At 38.3% G+C, this 26,051-nt stretch carries 16 protein-coding genes; 5 read left to right on the top strand and 11 right to left on the bottom strand.

Features of this window, described 5'->3' with window-relative positions; genetic code table 11:
* Positions 1–162: 162 nt before the first annotated feature.
* Together H5122_RS11985 and H5122_RS11980 are read right to left on the bottom strand one after the other, a co-directional pair.
* The gene (locus H5122_RS11985; RefSeq protein ID WP_182682174.1) at positions 163–2,286 is read right to left on the bottom strand and encodes a TonB-dependent siderophore receptor; all 2,124 of its coding nucleotides are present in this window, start codon (positions 2,284–2,286) and stop codon (positions 163–165) included.
* Between the two features lie 219 nt (positions 2,287–2,505).
* Positions 2,506–3,672, bottom strand: a complete 1,167-nt coding sequence (locus H5122_RS11980) for a DcaP family trimeric outer membrane transporter (protein ID WP_024600614.1) — start codon at positions 3,670–3,672, stop codon at positions 2,506–2,508.
* A 433-nt stretch (positions 3,673–4,105) separates the two neighbouring features.
* On the opposite strand from H5122_RS11980, the gene acs reads away from it, so the two are divergent.
* Both acs and H5122_RS11970 read left to right on the top strand, forming a co-directional pair.
* A complete protein-coding gene (gene acs / locus H5122_RS11975) occupies positions 4,106–6,046 on the top strand; it encodes an acetate--CoA ligase (RefSeq protein WP_039486744.1) in 1,941 nt (646 codons plus the stop codon).
* A gap of 104 nt (positions 6,047–6,150) precedes the next feature.
* Entirely contained in the window at positions 6,151–6,801 is a 651-nt protein-coding gene (locus H5122_RS11970; protein WP_002958948.1) for a response regulator transcription factor, read from the top strand.
* 101 nt (positions 6,802–6,902) lie between these two features.
* Here the strand turns inward: H5122_RS11970 and purU are convergent, their stop codons facing one another.
* Both purU and H5122_RS11960 read right to left on the bottom strand, forming a co-directional pair.
* Entirely contained in the window at positions 6,903–7,733 is an 831-nt protein-coding gene (gene purU, locus H5122_RS11965; protein ID WP_182682175.1) for a formyltetrahydrofolate deformylase, read from the bottom strand.
* A gap of 205 nt (positions 7,734–7,938) precedes the next feature.
* A complete protein-coding gene (locus tag H5122_RS11960) occupies positions 7,939–9,825 on the bottom strand; it encodes a hypothetical protein (protein WP_182682176.1) in 1,887 nt (628 codons plus the stop codon).
* Between the two features lie 312 nt (positions 9,826–10,137).
* Here H5122_RS11960 and H5122_RS11955 point away from each other — a divergent pair, with 312 nt between their 5' ends.
* The 3 genes from H5122_RS11955 (at position 10,138) to H5122_RS11945 (ending at position 13,665) form a co-directional block, all read left to right on the top strand.
* Positions 10,138–11,115 (top strand): DNA topoisomerase IB, encoded by a 978-nt coding sequence (locus H5122_RS11955; protein WP_002958945.1) that lies wholly within the window; start codon positions 10,138–10,140, stop codon positions 11,113–11,115.
* A gap of 211 nt (positions 11,116–11,326) precedes the next feature.
* Positions 11,327–12,652, top strand: coding sequence for a murein L,D-transpeptidase (locus H5122_RS11950; RefSeq protein WP_182682177.1), 1,326 nt, complete (start codon positions 11,327–11,329; stop codon positions 12,650–12,652).
* Between the two features lie 11 nt (positions 12,653–12,663).
* Positions 12,664–13,665: a D-Ala-D-Ala carboxypeptidase family metallohydrolase gene (locus tag H5122_RS11945; protein ID WP_154903679.1), complete on the top strand. Its 1,002-nt coding sequence runs from the start codon at positions 12,664–12,666 to the stop codon at positions 13,663–13,665.
* Positions 13,666–13,940: 275 nt separating this feature from the next.
* On the opposite strand, the gene pelG is transcribed toward H5122_RS11945, so the two are convergent.
* From pelG to H5122_RS11910, 7 genes are read right to left on the bottom strand one after another with little or no spacing between them, the layout of a single operon-like run.
* Complete coding sequence (gene pelG / locus H5122_RS11940; RefSeq protein WP_182682178.1) at positions 13,941–15,305, bottom strand: exopolysaccharide Pel transporter PelG; 1,365 nt, start codon at positions 15,303–15,305, stop codon at positions 13,941–13,943.
* Positions 15,293–16,810, bottom strand: coding sequence for a GT4 family glycosyltransferase PelF (pelF, locus tag H5122_RS11935; RefSeq protein ID WP_182682179.1), 1,518 nt, complete (start codon positions 16,808–16,810; stop codon positions 15,293–15,295). Before pelF ends, pelG begins: the two co-directional genes overlap by 13 nt.
* Positions 16,803–17,786 carry a HEAT repeat domain-containing protein gene (locus tag H5122_RS11930; RefSeq protein ID WP_033020714.1) on the bottom strand — a complete coding sequence of 328 codons (984 nt, stop codon included), beginning with the start codon at positions 17,784–17,786 and terminating at the stop codon, positions 16,803–16,805. The genes pelF and H5122_RS11930 overlap by 8 nt, the downstream gene beginning before the upstream one ends.
* Positions 17,783–19,081, bottom strand: a complete 1,299-nt coding sequence (locus tag H5122_RS11925; RefSeq protein WP_182682180.1) for a PelD GGDEF domain-containing protein — start codon at positions 19,079–19,081, stop codon at positions 17,783–17,785. Before H5122_RS11925 ends, H5122_RS11930 begins: the two co-directional genes overlap by 4 nt.
* Complete coding sequence (locus tag H5122_RS11920; protein ID WP_182682181.1) at positions 19,078–19,593, bottom strand: protein PelC; 516 nt, start codon at positions 19,591–19,593, stop codon at positions 19,078–19,080. The genes H5122_RS11925 and H5122_RS11920 overlap by 4 nt, the downstream gene beginning before the upstream one ends.
* A gap of 14 nt (positions 19,594–19,607) precedes the next feature.
* Entirely contained in the window at positions 19,608–22,895 is a 3,288-nt protein-coding gene (locus tag H5122_RS11915) for a tetratricopeptide repeat protein (RefSeq protein WP_182682182.1), read from the bottom strand.
* Positions 22,895–25,603, bottom strand: coding sequence for an endo alpha-1,4 polygalactosaminidase (locus H5122_RS11910; RefSeq protein ID WP_182682183.1), 2,709 nt, complete (start codon positions 25,601–25,603; stop codon positions 22,895–22,897). Before H5122_RS11910 ends, H5122_RS11915 begins: the two co-directional genes overlap by 1 nt.
* Between the last annotated feature and the right edge of the window lie 448 nt (positions 25,604–26,051).

Raw genomic sequence — 26,051 nt, 5'->3', positions numbered from 1 at the left:
GATTTGACCCGAGCTTTGAAAAGCGCTAATCAGTAATGATTAGCGCTTTTTTGTTATTAAAAACTTACATCAGGTTAGATAAAATAAAAACGACACATTAAAAATGTGTCGTTTTTTAATTCAATAGAAAAAAATCTAGAGTCTTTAATTAATCAAATATATTTATAATTGCCAGTTTACAGATAGGGCGTAGTTACGAGGTGCACCGTAGTAACCTTGTGCCCAGTACAGGCTGTGCAAATATTTTTCACCGGTGGTGTTATTTACGTTGAAAGTGACTCCTACGTTATCTGTAATTTCGTAAGTGGCCATTAAATCAAGTAACCCGTATGCATCTTGGTGAGTAGTGACGCTTGCAATACCATTTGCATCTTCGACTTGAACTCGGCTAGTTGAATCCTGCCAGCGATAGTTTGCACCAAATGATAAACCATCAACTAAAGGTACTTGGTAGGTTGCGGCCACTTTAAGTTGATTTTCAGGTGTGTAATCTTTAACTAAATCATCACCATCAATAGTTAGGTTACTAAAACTTACACTTGCGCTTAAATCATCTGTTATTCGACCACTTAGTTCAACTTCAAAGCCGTTGCTGTTAATACCATCTGCTGCATAATAACGCGTATCACTAGGTAGTGAGTCGGGTAAAGCTATGGCAAGCCCTTCCTGCTTTGCATCGAAGTAAGCAAAAGTTACGAAAATTTGGTCATCAAGTAACTGTGCTTTTATACCAACTTCACTGCTTTTACCTATTACGGGAGCTAATTGGTTGGCATTAATATCAAGCTCTTTTTGCGGTACAAATGTTTCTGTGTAGCTTGCATAAGCTGATAGAGACTCGTTAAAGTCGTACACCGTGCCAATATAAGGAATAACTTCAGAGTCGCTTCTTGTTTGTTCAACACCGTAAGCACTCCCTTTTGTTTTCCAGTCGGTATAACGCACACCAGCGAGCACACTTAAAGGCTCACTTAATTTAATGCGAGTAGATATGTAAGCTGATTTTTGCTCGTTAGTAATATCACTACCATCTAAGCCATCAGCAAGTGTTGCCTCTGGTACTACACCATCCCACGTTTTAAGTGATGGCATATCTGGAAAACCATTGCCTGTAGTGTAATCGTAAAGAGACTGCTCGTTGTAATCCATTTTAGCTTGGCTAACACCAAATGATAGGTCGTGCTCTTGGCCAAATAAATCAAACTTACCACTGGCATATAAATCAAATAAGTCATGCTTATCTTCGTAATCATAACGGCTAGCATAACCTGTTAAACCAAGTTCAGTATCTTTATCAGGGGTGCCGTATACGTAGAACAACTCTGAGTCTTGTTCGTTTTCGATGTGGGCATAACGTGCTCTAGCTACCCATGTTGCCGATAAGTTTTGTTCAAGTGTTACATATACTTGCTCAGCACTGTTATCCCAGTAAGACCAGTCAGCAGCGGTGCTGGTTGATTCGTCGTAATCGGTTGCTGTTCCGTCTGTATAATAAAGAGGTAGTGCACCCCACAGCGGGCTATCTGCGTCTTTTTGTTGGTTAACGTAGTTAACGCTTAATAATGTGTTGTCTGTTAATTTGCCTTCGTAGGCTAAGTAAACAATGGTTTTATCTGTTTCGTAGCGATCTAAATATGAGTCAGCTTTTTGCTTTGTAAATACAGCGCGTACAGCGTGGTCTTCATTTATTGGCGTAGATACATCTAAATCTAAACGTTTTTTATTCCATGAGCCATAAGATGCTGATGCATTTGCCTGTGTTGTATAAGTTGGCTTTTTTAAAACCATGTTAACAGTTGCAGAAGGATTACCGGCGCCAGTCATTAAACCATTAGCACCGCGAACTATCTCTACACGGTCATAAATTGATGTATCAAGACTACCTTGAATAGAGCCTGAGCTTTGTGGGATCCCTAAGCCATCAACTTGAAAGTTCGTAATTTCAAAACCACGGGCCTTAAAGTAAGTACGATCTGTTTCTATTTGCTCTACTGTTACGCCTGGCGTGCTTTCAAGTACTGAGTTTATGTCGTCTAGTGAAAAGTCGTCCATTAGTGCGCGTGAAACTACCGAGATTGATTGTGGTGTTTCTTTAATTGTTAAACCTAGTTTGGTAGCCGATTGCGCTTCTTCAGTAATGTAGTTTTTATGATGCTGACCATATACCGCAATTTTTTCGAGAGGTTCAGATTTTACATTTGCCTCATCAGCAAGTGCATAACCAGATAAAATTAAAGAAGTAGCAAAGCTTAGTTTAGATAAACGCAAAACTTGAGGGGACGACATAAGTTTTTCCAGTTAGTTCAAAAGAAGTGCGTAACCTAATCTAAATGATATCGATTTGCAATTGTATTTAGTGTTTTTATCAATAATAATTCTATTTTTTTGGATTTTAGCGCCACATATGAAGATTTTAGGTACGAATTGATGAATTATATAGAACTCAATCTCGCTTATAAAAAAAGCGGCCTAGGCCGCTTTTTAAAGTAGTTAGCTTTTTAGCTATTAAAAAGAGTATTTAACAGAAAACTGTAAGCGGTCTAAATCGCCATCAACGCCGCTTTCAGTTTCACGCTCAGCATGCTTTAGCTCAGCACCAAAAGTTAGACGTTTAACCGGTGAGTATAGAATGTTAGCGCTATAGCTTTGGCTTGATTCAGTCGGATCACCAGAAATAGCTAATAAATCAGTGTTGTTATCAGCACTGAAGAATGAATATAAGAACGTTGAACGCCATTGGCTTGTCCACTTGTGCTGGTAGGCAACAAAACCAGAAGTCGAATCAATTGCATCTAGTTCATCGCCATTAAGTACTGCACCGTGAGCAACGTTTAAGCCTACGTAACGGCCTAAGCCTTTACCTTGAGTAAGCATAAATTTAAGGTTGTCTTCACCAAGGTTTATTTTACCTGATGCACTAATACCAAAAGAAGTTTCATCTGCATCAACACTGCCTACTTTATAAGTAAGTTGGCGAGCAAGCGCTGCAACCACAATGTTACCCCAATCGGCTTTGTGTGTGTAACGAGCTGTAAAGTCAGGCAATGATGCATCATCAGTTACTACCATACCGCTAGTAGTAGAAATTGTACTTTCTGGGTTTTCTAATGAAAACGACCATGCGCCAGTGGTGTATTTAATTTGCGATTGACGCACGAACACAGTGCCCTCAGCAGGGCCTACAAAATCAAGCGTTTCAGCAAGCGCCCCCACGTTTTGGAAGTTAGACCATGTTTGACCAAATAACCAACCATCGTAAGTCACAAAGGCATGGCGAATACGCGGGGCGTAAGAATTTGAAACTCGCTCATTACCGCCAGCAGCCGAGGCCAAAAAGTCAATTTCAATTTTAGTATTAACGGTTTTACCGTTATCCATAACAGTGGCTGTGCCAAAGTTAAAACGTGACTCACGAGCATGCATATCAAATACAGCATCTGAGCTGTTGTCATCGCCAACTGTTAACGTACTTGGTACGTAAAAGTCACGACCTACGTTTGAGCCTGCAGGCGCACCCGCTGAATAATCACTCCACATAGAGTCGAGTTTAATGTATCCACCGTAAGTAAATTCCGTATCACCAATTTTTGCGGCAGTCGCTGCATAAGCAGTGCTTGATAGTGCACATAATACAGCGCTTGCTGCTAATGTTTTTAATGGGGTAAATTTCATTGTGGTGTCCTTTATAGGCTACTTGTTGCTTTTTTTTCATGTAAGGTTGTATTACTTGCTACTAGTATTACTTACGAATAAAAAAGGGTGTTAGTTTGGCTTTTCAATACACATATTGTTTTCATTCGTTAAATAAAGCTTTGGCAAGTAATACCGCAAATATCTTTATTAAAGTACACAAACACTTTTGAATATGTGCAATATTTACTCAATTACCTATTGGTCTATAAGACTAAGGTTTTAGAGTTGATTAGTTTGCATTTACTTACATTTAACGCGTTGTATTATTTATGTAAAAAATTGAAAGCAGGTGGATTATAAACTACAAATGAGTAAATTGGAGTAGAGTACAACTAAGGTCTAATACTTAATAAAGTACTGCTGAGTAATCCTTGATAAAAGCTTAAGGCAAGTAATTTAAATGGAGACGAAGATGTCACAAAGTATCTATCCAGTTCCTGCGCATATTAAAGATGCGACTCTCATTGATAAAAATAAATATAATACGCTTTATAAGCAATCTATTGATGACCCAGAAAGTTTTTGGCGTGAGCATGGCAAACGCCTCGATTGGTCTACTCCTTACACTAAAGTTAAAAACACCTCTTTTGATAAAGGCCACATCAGTATTAAATGGTATGAAGATGGCTATTTAAATGCGTCTTACAACTGTATTGACCGCCACTTAAAAACGAAAGCAGACAAAATTGCGCTTATTTGGGAAGGTGATGATCCTTCTCAAAGTGAGAACATTACTTATCAAAAACTTCATGACGAAGTGGCTAAATTTGCCAATGGTTTAAAAAAACTGGGTGTACAAAAAGGTGACCGCGTAGCTATTTATATGCCAATGACCCCACAAGCGGTGTATGCAATGCAAGCTTGTGCACGTATCGGTGCTATTCATTCTGTTGTATTTGGTGGTTTTTCACCATCGGCTATTGCTGATCGTATTAGAGATTCTGGCGCTAAGGTTGTTATAACTTCTGATGAGGGACGCAGAGCAGGAAATTGTGTTCCATTAAAAGCAAATGTAGATGAAGCGGTAGCGCAAGAAACTGTAACCACAATTGAACACGTTATTGTGCACCAATTAACAGGCGGTGAAGTTGATTGGAATGAGCACGATATATGGTGGCACGAGCTAGTTGCTGACTTACCAGCACAGTGTGAGCCAGAGCCAATGAATGCTGAAGATCCTTTGTTTATATTGTATACATCAGGTTCTACGGGTCAGCCTAAAGGTGTTGTACATACTACAGGTGGCTACTTAGTTTACTCATCAATGACACATGAATACGTATTTGATTTAAAAGAAGATGATGTGTATTGGTGTAGTGCCGATGTAGGTTGGATCACAGGCCACAGTTACATTGCGTACGGGCCATTAGTAAACGGTTGTACTCAGGTTTTATTTGAAGGAGTCCCCACTTATCCAACTGCAGGGCGTATGGGCGAAGTAGTTGATAAACACGGTGTTACTATTTTATATACCGCCCCTACAGCAATTAGAGCACTAATGGCTAAAGGTGATGAGCCTACAGCTTCGTCACATCGCGATAGTTTACGTATTTTAGGTTCAGTAGGTGAGCCAATAAATCCAGAAGCGTGGACATGGTATTACGAGAGTATTGGTAAATCTAATTGCCCGATTGTTGATACATGGTGGCAAACAGAAACCGGTGGCATTATGATCACACCACTTCCGGGCGCTACTGATACAAAACCAGGTTCTGCAACACATCCATTTTTTGGTATTGCCCCTGCATTATTTGATGCTGAAGGTAATACACTCGAAGGTGCCGTAGATGGTAATTTAGTTATTTTAGATAGTTGGCCATCGCAAGCTCGAACTGTTTATGGCGACCATGAACGTTTTGAACAAACTTATTTTAGCGCCTACCCAGGAGTTTACTTTACAGGCGATGGTTGTCGTCGTGATGAAGATGGTTATTACTGGATCACCGGTCGTGTGGACGATGTACTTAATGTGTCTGGGCACCGCCTTGGTACTGCCGAAATTGAAAGTGCGTTAGTTGCGCATGAAGCGGTAGCAGAAGCTGCTGTTGTAGGTTACCCGCATGATATTAAAGGCCAAGGTATTTATGTTTACATTACGCCTAACGAAGGTATAACAGTAAGCGATGAATTAACTAAAGAGGTACGTAATTGGGTTCGTAAAGAGCTCAGCCCAATCGCATCTCCAGATATGATTCAATGGTCACCGGGTTTGCCAAAAACACGTTCAGGCAAGATTATGCGTCGTATTTTACGTAAAATCGCTGCAAATGAGCACCAACAACTCGGTGATACGTCAACGCTTGCCGATCCTTCAGTTGTCGATGAACTAATCGAGAACAGATTAAATCGTTAAATGTGCGTTAAAAACTTGATTACAAGTTGATTCTAAACGTAGTATATCGGCTGTCAGTAAAGGTTTAAAACCTAACTGGCAGCCGAATTTATTAGGAGTGAACCATGAGTCAGTTTTTAATAGCGGACGATCATCCGTTATTTCGTGAAGCACTAAAGGGCGCACTGAGCGCAAAATTTGAGGGTTTAGAGGTTTTTGAATCATCCGATTTTGACAGCACACTGCAAGTGTTAAGCGAGCAAGAGGATCTTGATATATTACTGCTAGACCTTCACATGCCAGGTAATGGTGATTTATATGGTCTTATTCGTATTAGAGAAGAATACCCAAGCTTACCTATTGCCGTTGTTTCGGGTAGTGAAGACGTGAACATCGTTTCTAAAGTAATGGGTTACGGCGCGATGGGTTTTATTCCTAAATCATCATCGTCTGATGATATTGCCAGTGCAATTAACCAAATACTTGAAGGCGATACATGGCTACCAAAAGAGCTAAAAAACAAAGTAGCTGAAATTGAAGGTGAAGATAGAGAAATAGCAGCGCAAGTTGCCTCATTAACGCCTCAACAATACCGAGTGCTGCAATATCTGCACGAAGGTTTACTTAATAAGCAAATTGCTTATGAACTACACATATCAGAAGCGACAGTGAAAGCACACATTACAGCCATATTTAGAAAACTCGGTGTGTACAATCGTACCCAAGCCGTTTTAATTGCCGCTAAATTAAAGCTCGAACCAATAGAGCAGGCATAATTTACATTTAAAAAGTTATTAGCTTATTTATGAGCAAAAAAATGCCAGCAACAATGCTGGCATTTTTTCATATGTAGAATAATTAAGCAGTTGTATTAATGCTAAGAAAACACCACGGTTTTATTACCATTAATAAATAGCTTATGCTCTGAGGCAAGTTGAAGTGCTTTACAAAACACAGTCTTTTCAACATCTTTGCCCATTTTAGCCATCATTTCGGCGGTATTAGCATGTGTAACGCTGGTTACATCTTGCAAAATAATAGGACCTTCATCAAGCTCATTATTAACAAAGTGAGCGGTAGCACCAATAATTTTTACGCCGCGCTCAAATGCTTGATGATAAGGTTTAGCCCCTATAAATGCTGGCAAAAATGAGTGATGAATATTAATTATTTTACCTTCAAATCGACCCACAAATTCAGGACTTAAAATACGCATGTATTTTGCGAGGCCAATAATGTCAGGGTTGTAGCTGGCAATTAAATCGCCTACCTTTTTATCATGCTCGCTACGGGTTAACCCTTCGTGCGATACAACATGAAATGGCACACCAAACCCTTTAGCTAGCGGCTCTAAATCAGCATAGTTCGCAATTACAGCTAATACTTCAATATTAAGAGTTTGTTCAAATTGCTTTAACAGCATACCACCTAAACAATGAGCTTCTTTAGTTGCCAATAAAACTACTTTAGTTTTTGCGCCGCAATGTAGCGCAAGTTTAGCGCCTTCTGGCAACAGTGCGCGTAGTTGATCTAAAAAGTCACTTTGTGGCTCGCCTGTAAGCTCTGTACGCATAAAAAATCGCTGCGCGTCTTTATCTACAAATTCGTTGTTACGCGTAATGTTTAAATTATTTTTATGGCAAAGCCCTGTAATTTTAGCTATTAAGCCTACATCATCAGCACATTGGGTGGTTAGTATATAGCTCATTGTCCTCATTCTTACCCTGTAATTAATCCTTTCATTATTTGTGTTTTGGCACATAAAGCAAGGGCTTTGTGAACTAATCCAATATTAATCATGTTGTTGAATGCAAAAGAGGTAATAAAGTTAAAAAGTATTGAATAGAGGTTAAAAAAATGCCACCTAAGTTAACAAGGTGGCATTAATAAAAATTATCTAGGTTTGAGGTTAATTAACCCTTGGGCTCGGGAGATAAGTTTTCTTCTTGTCTTAAATACCCAGCAGCTTCCTCGTCGTCTTTTGCTATCGCTTGCTGAGTAGGTATAGCGCGCGTTTGTTGGTTTAGTTGATGTATTTGTGACGCATTACCTAAATCACGCTCACTGGTAATTGAAGCGATAGATTCGCGGTCTTTTAAGAACGCAATAACGTCTTTTTTGATTGCTTGTAATTGCCCTTCGTCTTTATGCATTTCCATAATATGGCGAGGGTGCTCTAAGTTTTTCATACCTGTTGCAGCAAATGTAGTAGAGATAACACGAGAAACAATAATCCAAGGTGTTATGCTACTGCGTACTAAAGTATTTTCTGAGCGGGTGCTATCGTGAATACCAGTACCTGTTGATATTTTAGACTCAGTAAAAGTGCCTTCACATTTAAAGTACACAAGCAGTGACTCAAATTGCATTTCTGCAAAAAATAGATGCGCTGTGTTTGCAAGTAATTGCGCAAATGCTTTAATAAGTATGCCTATTAGCAATAAGTGAAAGCTTGTCATTAATAGCTCACTAAATTGAATAACATGTTGGTTATTAAATGCCTGTTTAAAACTATTAATATTTGCCGCATCAATGTAATGGTAAATATTAATAAACGAATACGCTAAAAATACAGTAAATGCTAACGCTACAATATAAAGTAAGTTACCGCTCACCAAAGCAAGTAATCTCGCGAGTGTAAAGTTTTTACCTAAGTCCATTGAGTGCAGTTTAGGCTGAATCTCTTGAATCATTTCACCTTTAAAACCGCCTTTACCTTCTATTTGTTCTTGAAGCTTAGGGTCTAATTCTCTATAAACTCTGTTAGGAACTTCTTTATAACGACGGTTAGCCATTACTAGGTTATCGAGGTTTATGAAAATCTCGTCTGGATGAACAGACTCTTGCCAGTTTTCACGTAGTTCAGAAACCTCAGCAGTAGGCGTTACCGAATTTAAACGTGCCTTTATCATTACAAAAACAAGTGCACAGCTAAGAGTTGCTAATACAATAATTGCTACTAAATAAAGCCCTGCATGTAGGCTAGGTAATTGCTCAAGCCAGCTATCTATTTGCGCTTTACTAATGCGTTGCTCTTTCATTAACCACGACATAGAAAGGCCAATAACAATAGGTAAAATAAATGATAAAGAAATAATTTTAGCAAGTGCGCCAGTACCTAAAGCTTCGATGTTTTTTTCTGCATTACGTGAAATAGGTTTGCCTGAAGAGCGCCAAGAAAAAAGCACATAAAACATTAATATTGCACTATAAACCGGAAATGCTAATTCGCCGGCTTCGCCAGTAAAGCCTGATAAAGACACGAATGCTACAAGTGCATAAGCTATAAGAGCAACAAGTGTGCTGACCCATGAGCCAAATAAGCGCTGAGCAACATTACGAATAGGATAAGGTAAAAATAAAAGCTTAGGGATTAAGCTGTGTAACAAGCGAGATAAAAAGCCATTAGGCTCTTTAAACGTACTGTTTTTACGACCAACCAGCATTTCTTCAAGAGAATTAGCTGTATAGGCCACTTCCTTTTTTTCCTCTTGGGCGGTCGATGTTTGCGATTTACTAAAGTTATAAGCTAAAGATGTAGGGTGGTTTCTGCCAACAAAATACTTGAGGGTTGCGTATATACCCGATGATAATGAGCGAATGCCAAGCGCTAATATAAACATGCCAAATATCATTAAAATCCAACCTGCGGTTGTATCTTCTTTCACAGAGCCCGCAGCAATAACAAGTAAACTAATACCAGCTATAGACTCAATGAGTCCTCTTAATGCTGTAACTTTACCTTCAAGTTTGAAGGGGTTTTTTAGTCCAAGATCAATCGATCCATAATCAAAAGCCATTGAATTCTCCATTTAAACAGCACCCCTCTTGCGGGGGACAAAGTGTAATTAATCTGAACTTAGGATAATAAATCTATCTAAAGTAGTTACTTTTAGCGCTGAGTGCATCAAGTTTAATCGTAATAGACTCGCTGCTGGCACTTAAGTTCTACCTACTTTTACAAAAACCTAAATAGAATTATTAATATATATTAAGTATTTATAATTGTTGTTGGTTTTTTATTATATATCAATAGTCTTGTTCAGTTTAAGGTTATTTTAAAGTGATACATTTTAAAGCTCGATGCATGCTTAAATATAACTGGAGGGTTAATGAAGCTAATTTATGTAGACGATAATTTACCAGGGATCACGCGTAAACTTAAACATAAAAGTTGGCTTTACTTTGATCCAATCGGTAAGCAAATAAAAGAGCAAAATGTGATTGATCGTTTGAATGGATTGGCATTTCCGCCTGCCTATAAAAACGCCTGGTTTTGCCCAGAAGAAAACGGACATATATTAGCGACAGGGTTTGATAGTAAGGGGCGAAAGCAATACCGCTACCATCCTGAATTTAGGGCGCAACAAGAGGCTAAAAAATACCAAGCATGTGGAGTATTTGGTAATAAACTCCCTTTGTTAAGAGCGCGTTTAGAAACAGACTTACAAGGCGATGAGCTTAATATTGAGCGCACTTTAGCGGCAGTTGTAAGACTTATGGATTTAGGTGCATTGAGGGTAGGTAACGAGCGTAACGTAAAGCAAAATAAAAGTTTTGGTGCGACAACACTACGAACACGCCATGCAAAACTCACGGGCAAAAATATTCAGCTAAAATATCGTGCCAAATCAGGTAAGGAACGTGAAGTAAATATAACCGACAGGGTGCTTAGCCATGTTATAAAAGACTTACAAGATTTACCCGGGCAGCATTTATTTCAGTATATAAATGAAGGTGAGCGCACAAATGTAACATCAAGTGAAATAAATCAATACATTCAGCAAATAATGGGCGAGGAGTTTAGTGCTAAACACTTTAGAACTTGGCGAGCAAGCGTTATTGCATTCAAACAATTAGCTAAAGCTAAAGGGGCGCTTAGTTTAAAAAGCATGCTTGATAGCGTATCTGAGCAACTTGGTAATACTCCCGCTATAGCACGCAAATCTTATGTGCATCCCGATTTAATTACGCTGTGTAAAGAAGATGAAGATACTCAAACTGCGTGGAGAGAGTCCCTTTCATTACCACGAAAAACAAAGTACTTGAGTCGTTATGAACGTGGTTTTTTAGCTTTTTTAAAAGATTAATTGCCATAGCAACTTTACACACTTGAGCATATTAATTACATATTCTCTAGTTTAATTTATTAACGTTTAGAATAAGGTTTTTTTAAAAAGTCATTAAATTTCAATTGTTTATTTTAAAACTTTAATTTGGCATTACCGTTGCACCTCCAGAGTACTACTTAGTGGTAAGTACAAAAGCATTTATCAACGATATTTAGCGAGGAGGTACACAGTGAAGGGGTCATTTTCAAATCAAGCGCATACTAAAGCAAAGGGTTTTACTTTAATAACTGCATTGTTTATTGGCATGAGCGGTTTATGCTCAGCACCAACTCTCGCTGCCAATGAGCTTGAAAGTGTGGTACTCGCTAACTCTTCACTAACTACTTATAACTCACAAAAGTACATGCAAGCTGATGACACCTACTACTTTGACCAATATTCAGCGCAGTTAATTGAACGTACAGAAAAAGCCATTAATTGGTATCAAGAAATAGTTAACAAAGGTGGTTTTACACACTTATATAACGATGAATTACTTGAACTAGGCAGTAATAATAAACAGGTGGGCTTACTTGCACAGCGTTTATATCAAGAGCGTGACTTAAAAATTAACGTGTGCGACGAAGCTATATGCACGTTTGATAAAGATATAGAGCAAGCTGTTAAGCAATTTCAAAGCCGCCATGGTTTAAAAGTTGATGGCCGAGTGGGTAAGCGTACTTTTGCATCGCTTAATGTGCCCGCACAACAAAAACTCGATAAATTAAAACTTAACTTTTATAGAATAACTAACTTTGCAGGCGCAAGTGATGAGCAATATGTGTATGTAAATATTCCTGAATACAGCTTACGATTTGTAAAAGCTGGCGATGTGAAATTGAAAAATAACGTAATTGTAGGTAAACCAAGTTGGGAAACACCTGCATTTAGCGACGAAATAGAAAAGTTTGTAGTTAATCCTGAATGGCGTATACCCACCTCAATTGCCACCAAAGAAATTGCTCCAAAGGTAGCCAAGGATCCTGACTATCTTGTAAAAAATAATATTGAAATTAGAAAAAACAGCTACCTAGACTCACAAACTGTTAATCCAAGCAATATTGATTGGGATTCTATTAAGCCGTACCAATTTGATCACTTTTTAGTAAAACGTGCTGGTGAAGAAAACCCCCTAGGGGAAGTTAAGTATTTATTCCCCAATGCCGAAGCAATTTATGTTCACGATACGCCAGCAAAGCACCGCTTTAGCCAAGCAAACCGAGCCTTATCGCATGGCTGTATAAGAATAGAAAAGCCTTTTTCGTTAGCGCGTGAAATTATTAAGTACGAAGGAGAAGCGCAAACACTCAATAATATGGACAGCGCACTTGCTCAAAACAGTACTCAGACGTTTTATTTAGATGAGCCTCTTCCTATTCATTTAGTTTATTGGACTGCATGGGTTGACGAAAATAAGCTGGTTAACTTTAGAGATGACATATATCAACGCGATAAAAAAGCACTATTAAAAAATGATGAACAGTCGGTGATTGCTGCTTTGTTAAAAAATAAATAATGAGAGGGTTTATGCAATTTATTCATTATATTTCTATCGCCATATTTACAATTATATTTAGCAATAGTGTATTTGCTGCCGCGCCTACAAAGCCTGCGCATCAGGTAGTTGATATAAAAAACAAAGCCAACTTTGAAGATGCAGAATTTAGCCTGAAAATTAACGATATAGTTATGCCATATTCGGTGTTTTCAGTATTTGTAATGCCCAAAGAGCAAGTTGAGTTTGAAGTGCTTTTTGCGCAATCAAAAAATGCTTACACACTAATTAACACTCAGGGGAAATCTAAGCTTACAGACACCAACCGCTGGCAATGGCAAGCACCCAAAGAGCCCGGTTTAACAACGGTAATTATTGAGTCGCCCGATAAAAAACAGCGTATGAAAATCAACGTATTTGTAAAAGTACCGGCAGACAATGTTGAAGGAGGAAAGCTCAAGTATTACCACATTGGGCACTATCCTAAACCTTCACAGATTAAAGACGCTTCACACTACATAGTGCCCGATGGCTTTGTTAAGGTAACGCCTGAAAATGAAAACGTAAAAATATCACCTCACTTTTCACTAAAAGAATTTGTTAGTAAGCAGCGAAGTAAGCACCCAAAGTATTTATTTTTACAAAATAAGTTGTTACTTAAACTAGAAAAAATACGCAAAGAACTGATTTTAGAAGGTATACCGGTTAGTAATATGGTGGTTATGAGCGGTTATAGAACTCCGTACTACAACAAATCAATTGGCAATGTAAAACTTAGCCGACATGTATTTGGTGATGCTGCCGATATTTTTATAGATAACGATGGGAACTACCGTATGGATGATATTAATAATGACGGTAAGCATTCAATTGGTGACGCTAAAGCGATGGCCGATATAGTGGAGTCGTTAGCTAGACGTGAATCATTTAAAGGTTTACTAGGTGGTTTAGGTATTTATGGGCCTAAGTCGCACAGAGGCGCATTTATACATGTTGATACGCGTGGTTTTAAAGCGCGTTGGGTGAGTAAATAATTGCAACGGCTACCTCATTTAGCATAAAGCTAAACTAGCTAAGTCTAATTGTACAAGAGATTAGCTAAGCCAAGGTAGGGGAGCTTGGTTTTTATAAGCCCTTTGTTTTATAAACATTTTATCTATTTACTGAGCTAGTCTTTTTTGCTTTAAACTGAGGCGCTTATATGAGCTATAAACATGGTGTGTATCAGCCGCTTCCCAATAATTAATTATTTTAATTTTGTATGAAAAGCTTTAAATATAAAGGCTGCATAAGCAGCCTTTATATTATGCTATTGCAGCATAAACGTTTCGTATTCTAAATTTTCAAATTGTTTAGAAAGCCAAAATAACCCAACAACAGAGGTAACAATAGTTGAGAGAGCAAAGCCGTAACCATAAAATTGCGGCCCAAAAGCGATCGATAGCAAAGTTAAAACAACGTTTATTACCAAAAATAGCCCCGCTAAAAATAGGACGGTTGAGCGTTTATCTAAATAAAACAAAATATTTAAAATAGACAAAAATATAACTTGTACACCCACACCAACTACATCAATAAATAAAAGCGTTTTATAGTTTGGATCAATACCAATAAAGGTAAGTATTTGCTCGCCCCATAATAATAAGCAGGCAACGGTAATACCTTGAATTTTAAATATATCGTATAAACCGGCACGTGCAGTTTGGATCATATTGTCTTTTAAATAGTAAATCTCTTCTAACGATGAACCCTCTCTAATAGCTGTGTAAAAACGGTCGTATTCTTCTACAAAGTCAGTTTCCATTTTTACTAAAAATACTGCCATACCGGGAATAATAGACAAATAGGCTAAAAATATAGGTAAGTCGTAAATTGGGCTGGCTCGTAACGTGCCAATAATCTGAATTGATGTGCTTGGCGAATACCAAAAAATGATTTTATCAGCCCACACACCAATGTTATAAAACAGACCACAAAAGAATAGGCTGTAATACACTTTTTTATTGCTTAAAAAGTCAAAGCTTATAAGTTTTTCACCTGGGTAGCGGCGAATAATCATAAACAAAAAGCTAAAAAAGAGCAGAGCTTCGCCTGCAAAAAACGCAAAAAATAAGCCGTCTAACTGCCAGTCTCTTAATAAATATGCAAGCAATACCATAAAGGCGTAACCACTTAGCATGGTAATTAAAATTAACCGGTATTCTTTCATACCTGATAGAAAAATAGCGCCAAGCCACTGATTACATAAGCTTACAAAGGCACCTAAAATTATAATCTTAGTAACAACGGGTATAGGGAGCATAGGCCATACAGCTAAGCCCACCAATAACGCAGCTATGGTTGTTACAAGCTGTGCCCCAAGTAAATTAGGCAGTACCTTTGCCTCTTCTTTTTGAAAAAACAAATCGGCAATAAACCGAGTTAGTAATAACTGCAAGCCACCCGTTAAAATAAGTGAGGCGGCCATCATGTAGGTAACAAGCGTTAAAAATTGAATAATAAGTACTTTAGGTAATACAATTCCTAAACTTAAAATACCAATTAGCATTAACGCTACAATAGAGAGCAGCCAGGGGCCTGAGCCTATTAAACCTGCGTAGCCGTATGCTTCAAAAACTGAGAGCAGGGTATTTTTTTTGAGAATTTTTCGTATCTCAAAACCTATTCCGGCCATGCCATTGTATCCTTATAAAGTTTATCGTAACGGGCAAACATGTGGCTCTCGTCATAAAATTTTTGTACGCGGTCTAAACCACTTTTTTGATACTCAAGCCAAGCTTGCTCATTTGTTAGCATATTTGATATTTGTTGTGCTGTTTCGCTAGGAGAAGCAATTGAGACAACTTCACCTGCTTTACCTAATGCTTTATCTTCATCGGTTCCGCCTTCGATTATTTCGCGGCACGAGCCAACATCACTAGCCAGTACAGGCACACCGGCCGCCATTGCTTCTAAAAGTACTAAAGGCTGCGCTTCGGAAATCGAGGTTAAAGCAACAATTCCGAGCTTAGGCAAAATTTTGGTAATATCTTGCATACCTAAAAACTTAACACTGTTTTGTAAATCAAGGCTGCCTACAAGTAGTTCACACTCTTTGTAATATTGCGGATCTTCTTCATAAGGGCCGATGATCCAGCCTTCGACCTCTGGTAATATCGATTGCGCTTCTTTAATCGCACGTATAAAGGTTTTAATATCTTTTATAGGCACTACACGTCCAATTAACCCAACAACCGGTGGTATCTGTTTTGGACGCTGATCAAGCGCTTCAATAAAGCGTACTGTTTTAATGCCATTAGGTACAACAAATGCTTTTTCAGGCGCTGCACCATCTTTTATTTGGCGCTGCCTGTTACCGTCGTATAGCGAAATGATCTTATCTGCTTCTTGGTATGTTGTTCGGCCAATTTGCTCAAAAAAGCTGATCCACATACGGCGAATAAAGCCCATCTCGGTATTTAAGTTTTTACCTAGGCTTTGTTCTGACTCTTTGATCCAACTGGCTTGAATAAGATCTATTTTTCTCTCTTTGGTGTAAATACCATGCTCGGTCAACAAAAAGGGAGTATTACTTATTACACTGGCGCCAGATCCTAAAATACCCGCATACCCGGTAGATATTGAGTGAATAAGTTTAACTTTAGGAAGCCCTCGTGCAATTTCGGCTATTTTAAATAGCGGTTTATATAAATTGCGATATGACCAAAAAAAGTCAATAAAAGAGGATTCATCACAAAAAGTTGAATAATAATTAGTGAGTACTTGCCATGACGATTCACTATATAAAAAGTCGGCTTCGTTAATACCGTCTTTTTTAGCTAAAGTTTCAAATGCAAACTTTAATAATTCAGTCGGGATTGGCTCGTTACAATCTCTAAAATATTTTTGTAGTTGCTGCCAAAAATCAAAGAGTTCTTTTTTATATTTAACCCCGTGCTTAGCTTTTATTTCAGAGGTATCATTTTGTACTAAGTAATGAACATGCAGCTTGGTAACGTTTTCAGGCAAGGTATATTGAATCTCGCCATAATGTTCTGGCGCTCCACCTATAAAAACAAGCTCAAAGTTATAATGAGGTAACCCTTCAATTATTTGATGAACCCAGCTAGATACGCCACCACGCACATAAGGGTAAGTACCTTCTAAAAGCAGTAAAATGTCTGCATTTTTGTTACTCATGCCAATACTCCTGTAAATGACGTAATTCACTGCCCTTAGGTTGTTCTGGGAGTTCTTTTAAGTAACGTTTACAGTCGTCAAACTTGTTCATACAAAAGGCAACTTCGGCTTTATAAGGGAGAACATGACGCCTTGCCATGCCCGACTCAGTTGCTTTGAGTAGGTACTCATGGGCTATTTCGTATTTGTTTAAGGCTAAAGATATACGCCCTAAAAATATAAAGGTTGCAGGTGTTTTTACGTGCTCAATACTTTGCTGTGCAAGTGCTTCGGCTTTTTCTAAAACGTATTTACGAAGCGCACCTTGTGCTAAACCTAAGTAGCTAAGTTCCCAATAAAGTTCGGCTAGTTGTTTTTGTAAATTACTTAACTTTGGCTGCTTAGTCGTAATGGCTATTTCTTGCTGGTACAAACTGATTTTTTCGTTGAGTTTGGTTTCTTTACCATCAAGGGTTGAGTAGGCGAGTAGGCGAATATCATCTTCTAAATCTTTAAGTGCTAGCTTTAAAATAGGAATAGCTTGTGAGTCACTCATGTGACGAGCCGCCATTACGGCACTTAGACGTTTATTTGGTTCACTAGCATGCTTCAAAATTGCTTTAAGTCCGCCCATAGAATAGGTCGGGTTTGCTGATATTGCTCTGGCTTCAAAAGGAAGCTCAGGTATTTTATGCTCTTCAATTTCTATGTCATCGTTTTTGAGTGGTTTACACAGAGCAAACGTAAGCGCTACTACAACGCCTATAATTCCAAGTACTGGCAATGTAAACAACAATAAAAACATGAGTAGTAAAGAGCTATAAGGAGTCGTTTTGTATTTTTTAGGTATCAGGAAATAGCTAACAAAAGCAAAAAGAATGCTAGCAATAGCATGCAATAGTATAGCTAAAAACCAATCAGGTGTTTCCAGTACTTCTATTAGTGCAAAGTACTGACAAATACACCCTAAAATAGCCGCTACAATAATTATAATCATGAAAGTGAAACCAATCTCTTTATGTCATCTGAGCTTATTGGTAGTGCGAGTTGTTGCTCAATAACAATATCAAGCTCAGCTAAAGTGCTACCAGTGCGCTCTTTACACCAAGTGTTCATTCGGGCAATAAAGCCTGCTTTTTCAAGTTCATCAGCTAATGGCATTAATAACAGTATTATCTGATTTTTATCATCATATAAATAAATGTCTAAACCACGACGAGCTTCACTTAAATAACTCATAAGTTGAGTCGATTTATCAGTAATATTGTTGGCTTTTATTTTTAGTAGCTGCGATGGAATGTTGTATCGTTTTGCTTCTTTATTTGCGCGCTTAACTTGGCGAATAAAGTATGGAGACTCTTCATACGTCATTACTGGGTTTGTTATTTCATGACGAAGTAAATCGCCTATATGCCCAGCCATTACAGCAAGTAATGTTAGAGTTGTATTTTTAAGCGCAAAAAATTGTATTCTTTCAACCAAAATAGCGCCGTAAATAGTATTGTTTACGTCGATAAGTGGGATTGCCATATGGTATTTACTTATACCCGATGATGCTTTTTCGTCTTTTACCGATACTAATTCTTTTTCTTCGATCATCGCTAATATAAGAGGATCGTTTTTAGCTATTGGACTCATTTTACCTATAGAGGCAAGTGGTGGCTCTAAAACACTGTCGTTTTCAACTTTATATAACCCCGCTCTTTCTAGCGAACCGTACTCAACAAACAAGTCGATTATTTTTTGCGCTGCGCTATCAAGTCTTCTTTCTTTTAATAGCCCGATAGAGGTTCTTACTGCTTGTAGCGATTCACGTAAACTTAACGTATGGCCAGCTAGCATTTGCTCAATTCTATCGTGAGATGAATTAATTAAATGATACTGACGAGTAAATGTTTCAAGGCGATCGGTTACGTACTCAAGCTGAATACTTTGCTGCTGATTAGTACGCTCCCACACATCTCTAAATTCGCCAGTGATCATAATTACAATGATGTAGCCAATCATAGCGTTAATATTGAAGTCGCTTTGCGGTGATAAAATATTTGCTTGAAGTAAAAAAAGTTGGCCAACAAGCAAACATAAAATACTAATAAAGCCTTTTGAAAAGCCATAGCGTAAAGAAACTAAAAGTGGGCCAAGTACAGGCCACGAAAACCCTCCCTCAGTCCAAAATGGGTCCTGTGCGTTAAATAATACAGGCAGCCCTAAAGCAAGCGCGGTAAATATAAATACCTCAGCCCATATTTGTAGCTCAGGAACGTCTCTTGGTCTAAGGAAATGTGTTTTCACTCACTAACCTCTATATAAGAAATTAAATCGGCAATCACATCTTGTGCTGTTGCTGCAATGCTATCGCGGCCCCAGCCACTTTTAGCAATAGTACCTGTCCAAACTGGTGTGGTTTGTCCATTTACAGTGAGTGATAATGTAAGTGCAACAACAGGTTCGCCATCAAGCCCTGCTTTATAACGCCACTCTTCAATGCTGCCTGTTAGTACATAGTCAGCTTGTTGAGTGCTTAACCATTGCATAGCATTGTCTAAACGGTATTGATCATCCAGCGGTGGAAGCTCTTTGCTGTTTACGCGAGGTGCACGTATTAGAGTTGGTAATTTATTTTGTTGCCAAATACTGGCTAAAATATCTTCAGCACGCTCACCGGCAAGCGGTGTTTGAGCATGATTAATAAGCGGCATTAGTACCACTGTTTTCGAAGGGCTAAGCTCTATATCATCAGCAACTCTGCTGGTGGTACATGCTGATAATAGTAATACCAAACACGGTATAATTAAACGAAACATACTCTCTCCTAACATTAAAAATGTACGTAATAACCTAATTGTAATTGTGTATCTGAGTTACCCACTTTATTACTACTTTGGTAACCCAGCTGTAATTTAAATAAATCATCGCCCAGTACAGACCAACCTGCGCCACTTGAAACTGATACATCTACTGTATCGTTAAGTGTTTGATAGCCAGTACTTATATCAAATAACCACGAAGGGCTTGCGCCTAAATAAGGAGGTTCTAATGAGCCAGTTGAAGCAAATGAGGTCCCTAGTGCAAAACGTCTAAATGGTTGAAGGTCAACTCTTAGCGGTCTTCTGCTTGAATCTGTATTTATTAATGCATTAACACGTTCAAAGTCTTGCCATTGCGCACTAAAATAAGCGTTCCAAATTGGGCGGTCTTTTAAAATGCTGTATTGGTAACGAGCATTATATTCTTGGCCGTTTATTAGTGAGCTGCCATCGCTTCTTCGAGAAAAAGACATCGCTGCTGCTGATAGCTGTACGTTTTGTCTACCATCAATATTGTAATTAACATAGGCCGTGGCTTTATCTAGCTGAGCATAGCTAAGTAGTGCTTCTGATTGGCGGTTTTCAACATTATATTCAAGCTTTAAACCTACCTGTGTTCGTGAATCCCATTGATAACGAGAGTCTATGCTAAGACCTTGGCGGCTAACTAAGCTGCCTTGGTGCGAATCTATTTTTGCATCAAAATACCAACGACCAAATGTCATTTTATCTTCTATCGCAAACAGTAATCCGTTGTTATCAAGGTTTTGCTGATTACTTAAACTTAATTTCCATTGCCCATTAGCATAAGGAAAATAAACGTTTACATCGTACTGGCTACTGTTTAAACCAGCCTCTGGCGATAGGTTTATTTCAAGCGCTCTAAAATAGGATACGCGTGCATTTCTGAGTAAACTCAATTGCGATTCATTTGCCTCGCCAGTGAGTTCTTCGTACCAACGTTGCATGGTGGCATAGGGTTGTTTTAAATAGAGTAGGGCGTTTAGCTCATCTAGTTTGCTTAGTGAACCTTCAGCTATAAGCTGTTTCGCTTTATTAAATTCGCCGTTGGTCATATAAAGTTGTAGTTTTTGCCATGGCTCTAATTTTTGTGCAGCTCGGCGTGCTAACCACCAGTTTGTTTGGGGCTCACCAATAGTGTCGGGGGCAAGTTCTTCCATTGTGTTTAATTGCATTAAATGAGGAACAGCCATCGCGCCCGCCCAGCGAAACATTAAGCCTCTGTATGCATATTTATCTTTAGGTAAGTGTTGCAGTAAATAGTGATTAAGTTCAGCAGCATTTGCATAATATCCAAGTTGTTTCATTACATCGGCTAAGTTAACCAGTGTTGTTAAGTCACTTGGATCTGCAATGGCCAATTTACGCAAATAAAAGTAGGCACTGTTATATGACTTTTCGTGAATAGATAGGCTAGCTAAGAGCTGCGTCCACGCATAGGAAGTGTCGCTTTGAGAATAGCGCGTTAAAATGCGGCCAATCATTACAGTGTCATGCATTTGCAGCGCTAGCCAACCTTGTGCAAGCACAACATCAGAGTCATATTCGCTTAGTTTAGCAGCGCGGTTTAAAGTTGTATAAGCTGAATTTAAATCACTTTGGTTTTGATACCAATTAGAAAGAATTAACCAAGCAGGATAGAGAGCTTTATTATATCGTTGTTTATCAAGTTCAGCATGAATACGTGCAACTGATTTAGCATCATTTACTTGTGTGCTTAATAATGCAATTTGAATCAATTGACGGTCAGTTTGCGACTCACTTTTCCATAAATAATCAAGAAGCTCCTGAGGCCTACCTTCAAAGCGCAATTGTTGGTAGTGCAGCATGTCGCCTACGCTTAAAGGGCTTATTTGTTGTAACTGCTCTAATGCATATAGCTCATGAGCTTTGTCTTGGACTCGCATTGCCATGTCTACATTGGCACTCCAAAACTCATCGTCAGAACTTTCATGTTTGTTTTTTAGTACTTGCAGAGCTGTAGAAAAGTCATCTTCTAGCCAAAATGCGCGGGCAATCCAAAGTAAATCTTCTTCATTTTTAGGCCCTTTATATGTAGGCCACAAAGCTCTTAATGCTTTTAAATTACCAGTATCGTGAAGTACTTTTGCTTTCCAATATTGTGATAACGCACTTTTACCATTTATTTGCTCAAAGCGTTCAATATTATTTAACTCTTGCTTTGTGTTACCAATAAATTCGTTAGCTTGCATCCAATTAGCAAAGCCATTTCCTTTTAGATTTCTATTTTGGGCTTTATATTCGTATATATCATTAGCATCTTGGTATAAATATAAAGCGGTGGCATCGTTAATACTATCGGTAAGCATCGCTGGTGTTACAGCTCTGTTCGACATTAGCCATTTAAACTCTCGAAGTGCTTCTTTAGGCTTGTTTTGCCAGCGCTTTATCTTCCAATTTAATAAATGTAGCTCTTTGTCATCTGGGCTTTGTAGTAATAACTTTGCAAGTAATTGCTCAGCCCCTTTTGCATTTCCATTTGCTAAACGCAGGTGCATTGCTTGTGTTAAGTACTCGCAGTTATTTGGATAGGTCTTTAATAAGCTTTCAATAGCTTGAGCTGCATCTTCTGTGTTGCCAGCCAAGTTTGCTAAATAAAGGGTGCGTTTAACATCGGCTTTGTCACCGTAGGTGCTCCACCATGCATAAGCTTGAATCGGATTATTTGCGCCAAGTGCAGTTTCAATCGCTTTAGCTGCAATGTCAGCATTTATATTTGTTTTATAAATAGCGAATGCTTTGTCAGGTTCCCCTGCGCTTAACCAGTAATCGGCTGCAAGGAGTGGCTGTTTATTTTTTTGATAATACTGAGCAACTTTTGCGTTTAACCCAACGGCTTTTGCAATTGTCAGTATTTGTTCGTTCCAATTTTTATGAGCTCCTATTTTTAATGATAGCTCTTCAAAGCGGTCGTCAACTTTAGCACCACTTGCTAGCCATAATGAGTAAAGCAACTTTATTTCAAGTGTTGCTTTGCGCTCGCCTCTAGGTAGCTTTTCAAGCTCGTTAGTGGCTTGTGAATACTCACTAAGCCCTATATGTAGCTCAACCAATTTAGCGCGAAGCTTTTCGTTGTCGGGCTCTGTATTGAGCGCTGCATTAAGGTAAGATTTCTCAAAGGTATAATCTTGTGAAAGTGCATCATCTTCAAAAAATAAGGTATGGGGAAATAACGCATAAAGTGCAAAACAACTTACAGCTAGTATCGCTAATATTGTTTTTATAGAAATTAACTGAGGGCGCTTTTTAGTATTCATTATAGAGCAGATCCGTTGCAGTTAAGGTAACCATAAAAGTCACCTGTAGGTATTTTAAAATGTGTTAATTTACCCCGATTAATACCTTTGAAGCGCTCACCCAAATTAGATACAAATTCGCAAGAACGTGCATTAATTAAATCAAGTGAAGCGGGCACCCATGCTTTAAAACTAACCGGTCCGTTAACTTGCCAGTTATCAATAACAACATTTGCAGATGCTAAATAAGGTTTTTCACTATTTTGGCTATGATCAAAGCTAAGGCGAGCTATGTTATTTATAATATGTATGTAGTCACCTTTTTCAGTTACACCAGATACTCCTTCACTTTGAGCTATGTTTGGCACATCAAAATCGCTAGGTATGCGCAGAGTACGAATGTACTTTGAGCTAAATAACCATTCATTATTACTATTTTTAGCAAGTGCAGAAAAGTAAAAATCTTTTGCTACTTTTGCATAGTGGCTTAAATGCACCGGTGTATTTGGCCTTGCTAAAACATAATCAATGTTGTGTTTAAGAGCGTCTAAGCCCGCAAGAACTTCACCTGAATAAAAGTGATAATAAATAGTGTAAGGTTTTAACCTATATGGCTTTTCTGTTATTTCGAATGTTTCGGTTAAGCGTCTAAAGCCGTAATAAGGGCCATGCCATAAGTTTGTGTAAACATTTTCATTTAATATGGGGGCGTAAATTTGATACAGCAAATCTCTTTCAGGGCGACCGATAGGGGAGATGTGAGAAAGGCTTGGGTTATCAGCATTTACATCAGTATTACCGCCATTGACATTTAACACACCAGCGTCACGAGCAAGTTCAAGTGCTTTTGGGCCAGGTGTTGCGTCCCCTGACCATAGCATCATTACTGTTTTTTTATTTTTAGGTGCGAGCTTGTCATTAATGTACTTTATCGAGTCGGTAATTTCTTTTTTAAGGCTAATTGTGTTGTAGCCAGGCACGTCTAGATGAAAACCGTAATCTGTGTCGTCTTCATCTATTTTTTTTCGCCCAGATAGTGCTGTCCAAAAATAGGGATGACTATAAGTGTGTGAAGCAACTTCTACGTAAGGCAGGTTAAAAATACTACGCGCAATGCCTTCGAGTTTGGCACTTTGTTTAGAATGAATACCGCCTTCTTCAATATCAGCTTGGATCACTGATGACGTTAACGGTAGTTTGTAGTGTTTAATTATTTCATCTCGAATTACTTCTGCTGAATAAGGCTTACCTGCGTAGTGGGCAATACTTGTAAATCCATCTCCATCGATATGCAAAGTAAGCATTCGCCTGCCGCTTTCGGTGGTTGTATCTGGCACTAATATAGGTGGTAACCCCATTGCTTGAGTAAGCAATGTACGCGGATCAATAACCCATTTGCTGCCTTCCATCGGAAATGTGTCAATTAACCAAGGAGCGGCCACGACTGCACCATATTTAGTTTTAGCCGCTTGTAAAATACTTATATTATTAGCAGACTTTATTGTTATTAGAGGAGTCGCATCAGTTGCTAATTTAAGTAAGTATGGTTTAACAATAGGGGGAGGTGTTGTTGACTCCCCTTTGAGCCAAGGTGCAAAGCTATCTTGTTTATATGGACCTTCAGGTAATGTGTTTAACGACTCAATACCTAAGCTTAATAATAATTTAGTTGATTGTGGTAACTCGCCTAAAATGAGTTCTGGTACAACACCTAAATTAGCTTCAAGCCAATTGTTTAGTGTTGGTGTGTAAAACGTATCGCTTGTGGTCCACGAGATAATACCTGCATGCAAGCTAGGATCAACCAAAGGTAAGTCGCGCTTTGCCATATCTATGTAGTCAGGTATATATCCCAAATACTCAATCATGGTCGCTAGTTTTAAATGTACGGTAGTGTAAATGAGTGGCTTTACGTTACTGTTGTACGGAATGAGGATGCGTCTTGGTACTGGTGATATAGTTGATGTACCCCATGTTTGTAAGTGCCCATCAGTTACCCAGGGAATAAAACCTGCCTGTTTTATTTTTTGCGCCATAGCAAGACGGTTGTCAGGCTGTGCATAATCAATAACTTGTACTTTAAAACCAAGCTTTTGTGCCGTTTTTAATTGTGCACTTAGCCAAGCTTGATCGTTCTCGGTGGTTAATTTGTAGCTATTATTGATTGGGTTGTAATGGCTATATAAACCTTCAGCCACTAAATCACTGGCTAAACCAGTAAGTCTAGGTAGTAACTCAAAGCCTCGGTTGAGGATAAGGTGTTTATTAAACGTGCCAGACAGACTCTTTATAATTGCGACTAAGCCATTTTGTTGATCTGATTTACTGTGCTTATCATCTAAAAGCTGATAGCTGTCTAGGGTATCTAAAAACAAGCCACTGAAGCCTCGAGCTTTTAAAGTAGCTGCGTTATTTTGCACATGTTGTTGCCAATGCGTAGATGTTAAATCGGCAATGTGACTATTCCAGTTAGGGTTTACTGCGAGTGAGGACTCACTTTCAATAAACGACTCACCAACACTTAAATAAGCATAAACAGCTATGTCACGCTGTTTAAACCAATTGAGTTCGTGCTCAGTCACAAGGTCAGGCTGAACTACAACGCGAGAATAAAAGGTCATTTCGGCTAATGGCATCGGCGCTGAGTAGTAAAAAGCGATACTATTATTTACAGGCGTTGCGAATGCGTGAGCCGACACTAAAAGTGCAAGGTATAAAATATACTTCATTAATAATTCATTTTTATTTGATTATAACTGTGACTCAAAGTGATGTGTTCCAATTTTTATCTAGTTGTTTGGTATTAGGAATATAGGACTATTATATGTTAATGGAAGTTTGATATCTATATATTCATTATTTATATGAACCTAAAACCAATATTAACATGGCTAATGACTTAACTCATTACATACGAAGCAATTGGGCCGCTCAATACGCTATCAAATTAATTTTAGATCAATACAGCCGTTAGAATTTTGAATATAACAAAAAGGGTGGTAAATAATATATTGATTAATACAAAGGTCGCAGTGTTTTTAGTGTTCAAATACCTCCCTTGTGACTATAATATCAACACGCAGAGCATGGTATGAGTATACTCCCACCAAATTTTTTATTTACTATGTTTTAAACCCAATAAAACATAGTAAACAGTCGTAATATAACTTTGGCAAT

This window comes from Pseudoalteromonas sp. SG43-8, from assembly GCF_014164245.1.
Taxonomy (GTDB): domain Bacteria; phylum Pseudomonadota; class Gammaproteobacteria; order Enterobacterales; family Alteromonadaceae; genus Pseudoalteromonas; species Pseudoalteromonas distincta.
The sequence above is the reverse complement of the archived record's forward strand: the minus strand, read 5'-3'. Positions and strand labels throughout refer to the sequence as shown.

Bases quoted from the DNA above. Each gene is read 5' to 3' on its own strand.
- acs (WP_039486744.1), top strand. From the start codon at position 4,106: ATGTCACAAAGTATCTATCCAGTTCCTGCGCATATTAAAGATGCGACT.
- H5122_RS11985 (WP_182682174.1), bottom strand. From the start codon at position 2,286: ATGTCGTCCCCTCAAGTTTTGCGTTTATCTAAACTAAGCTTTGCTACT.
- H5122_RS11920 (WP_182682181.1), bottom strand. From the start codon at position 19,593: ATGTTTCGTTTAATTATACCGTGTTTGGTATTACTATTATCAGCATGT.
- H5122_RS11955 (WP_002958945.1), top strand. From the start codon at position 10,138: ATGAAGCTAATTTATGTAGACGATAATTTACCAGGGATCACGCGTAAA.
- purU (WP_182682175.1), bottom strand. From the start codon at position 7,733: ATGAGCTATATACTAACCACCCAATGTGCTGATGATGTAGGCTTAATA.
- pelG (WP_182682178.1), bottom strand. From the start codon at position 15,305: ATGGCCGGAATAGGTTTTGAGATACGAAAAATTCTCAAAAAAAATACC.
- H5122_RS11910 (WP_182682183.1), bottom strand. From the start codon at position 25,603: ATGAAGTATATTTTATACCTTGCACTTTTAGTGTCGGCTCACGCATTC.
- H5122_RS11960 (WP_182682176.1), bottom strand. From the start codon at position 9,825: ATGGCTTTTGATTATGGATCGATTGATCTTGGACTAAAAAACCCCTTC.
- H5122_RS11970 (WP_002958948.1), top strand. From the start codon at position 6,151: ATGAGTCAGTTTTTAATAGCGGACGATCATCCGTTATTTCGTGAAGCA.
- H5122_RS11915 (WP_182682182.1), bottom strand. From the start codon at position 22,895: ATGAATACTAAAAAGCGCCCTCAGTTAATTTCTATAAAAACAATATTA.
- H5122_RS11980 (WP_024600614.1), bottom strand. From the start codon at position 3,672: ATGAAATTTACCCCATTAAAAACATTAGCAGCAAGCGCTGTATTATGT.
- H5122_RS11930 (WP_033020714.1), bottom strand. From the start codon at position 17,786: ATGATTATAATTATTGTAGCGGCTATTTTAGGGTGTATTTGTCAGTAC.
- pelF (WP_182682179.1), bottom strand. From the start codon at position 16,810: ATGAGTAACAAAAATGCAGACATTTTACTGCTTTTAGAAGGTACTTAC.
- H5122_RS11945 (WP_154903679.1), top strand. From the start codon at position 12,664: ATGCAATTTATTCATTATATTTCTATCGCCATATTTACAATTATATTT.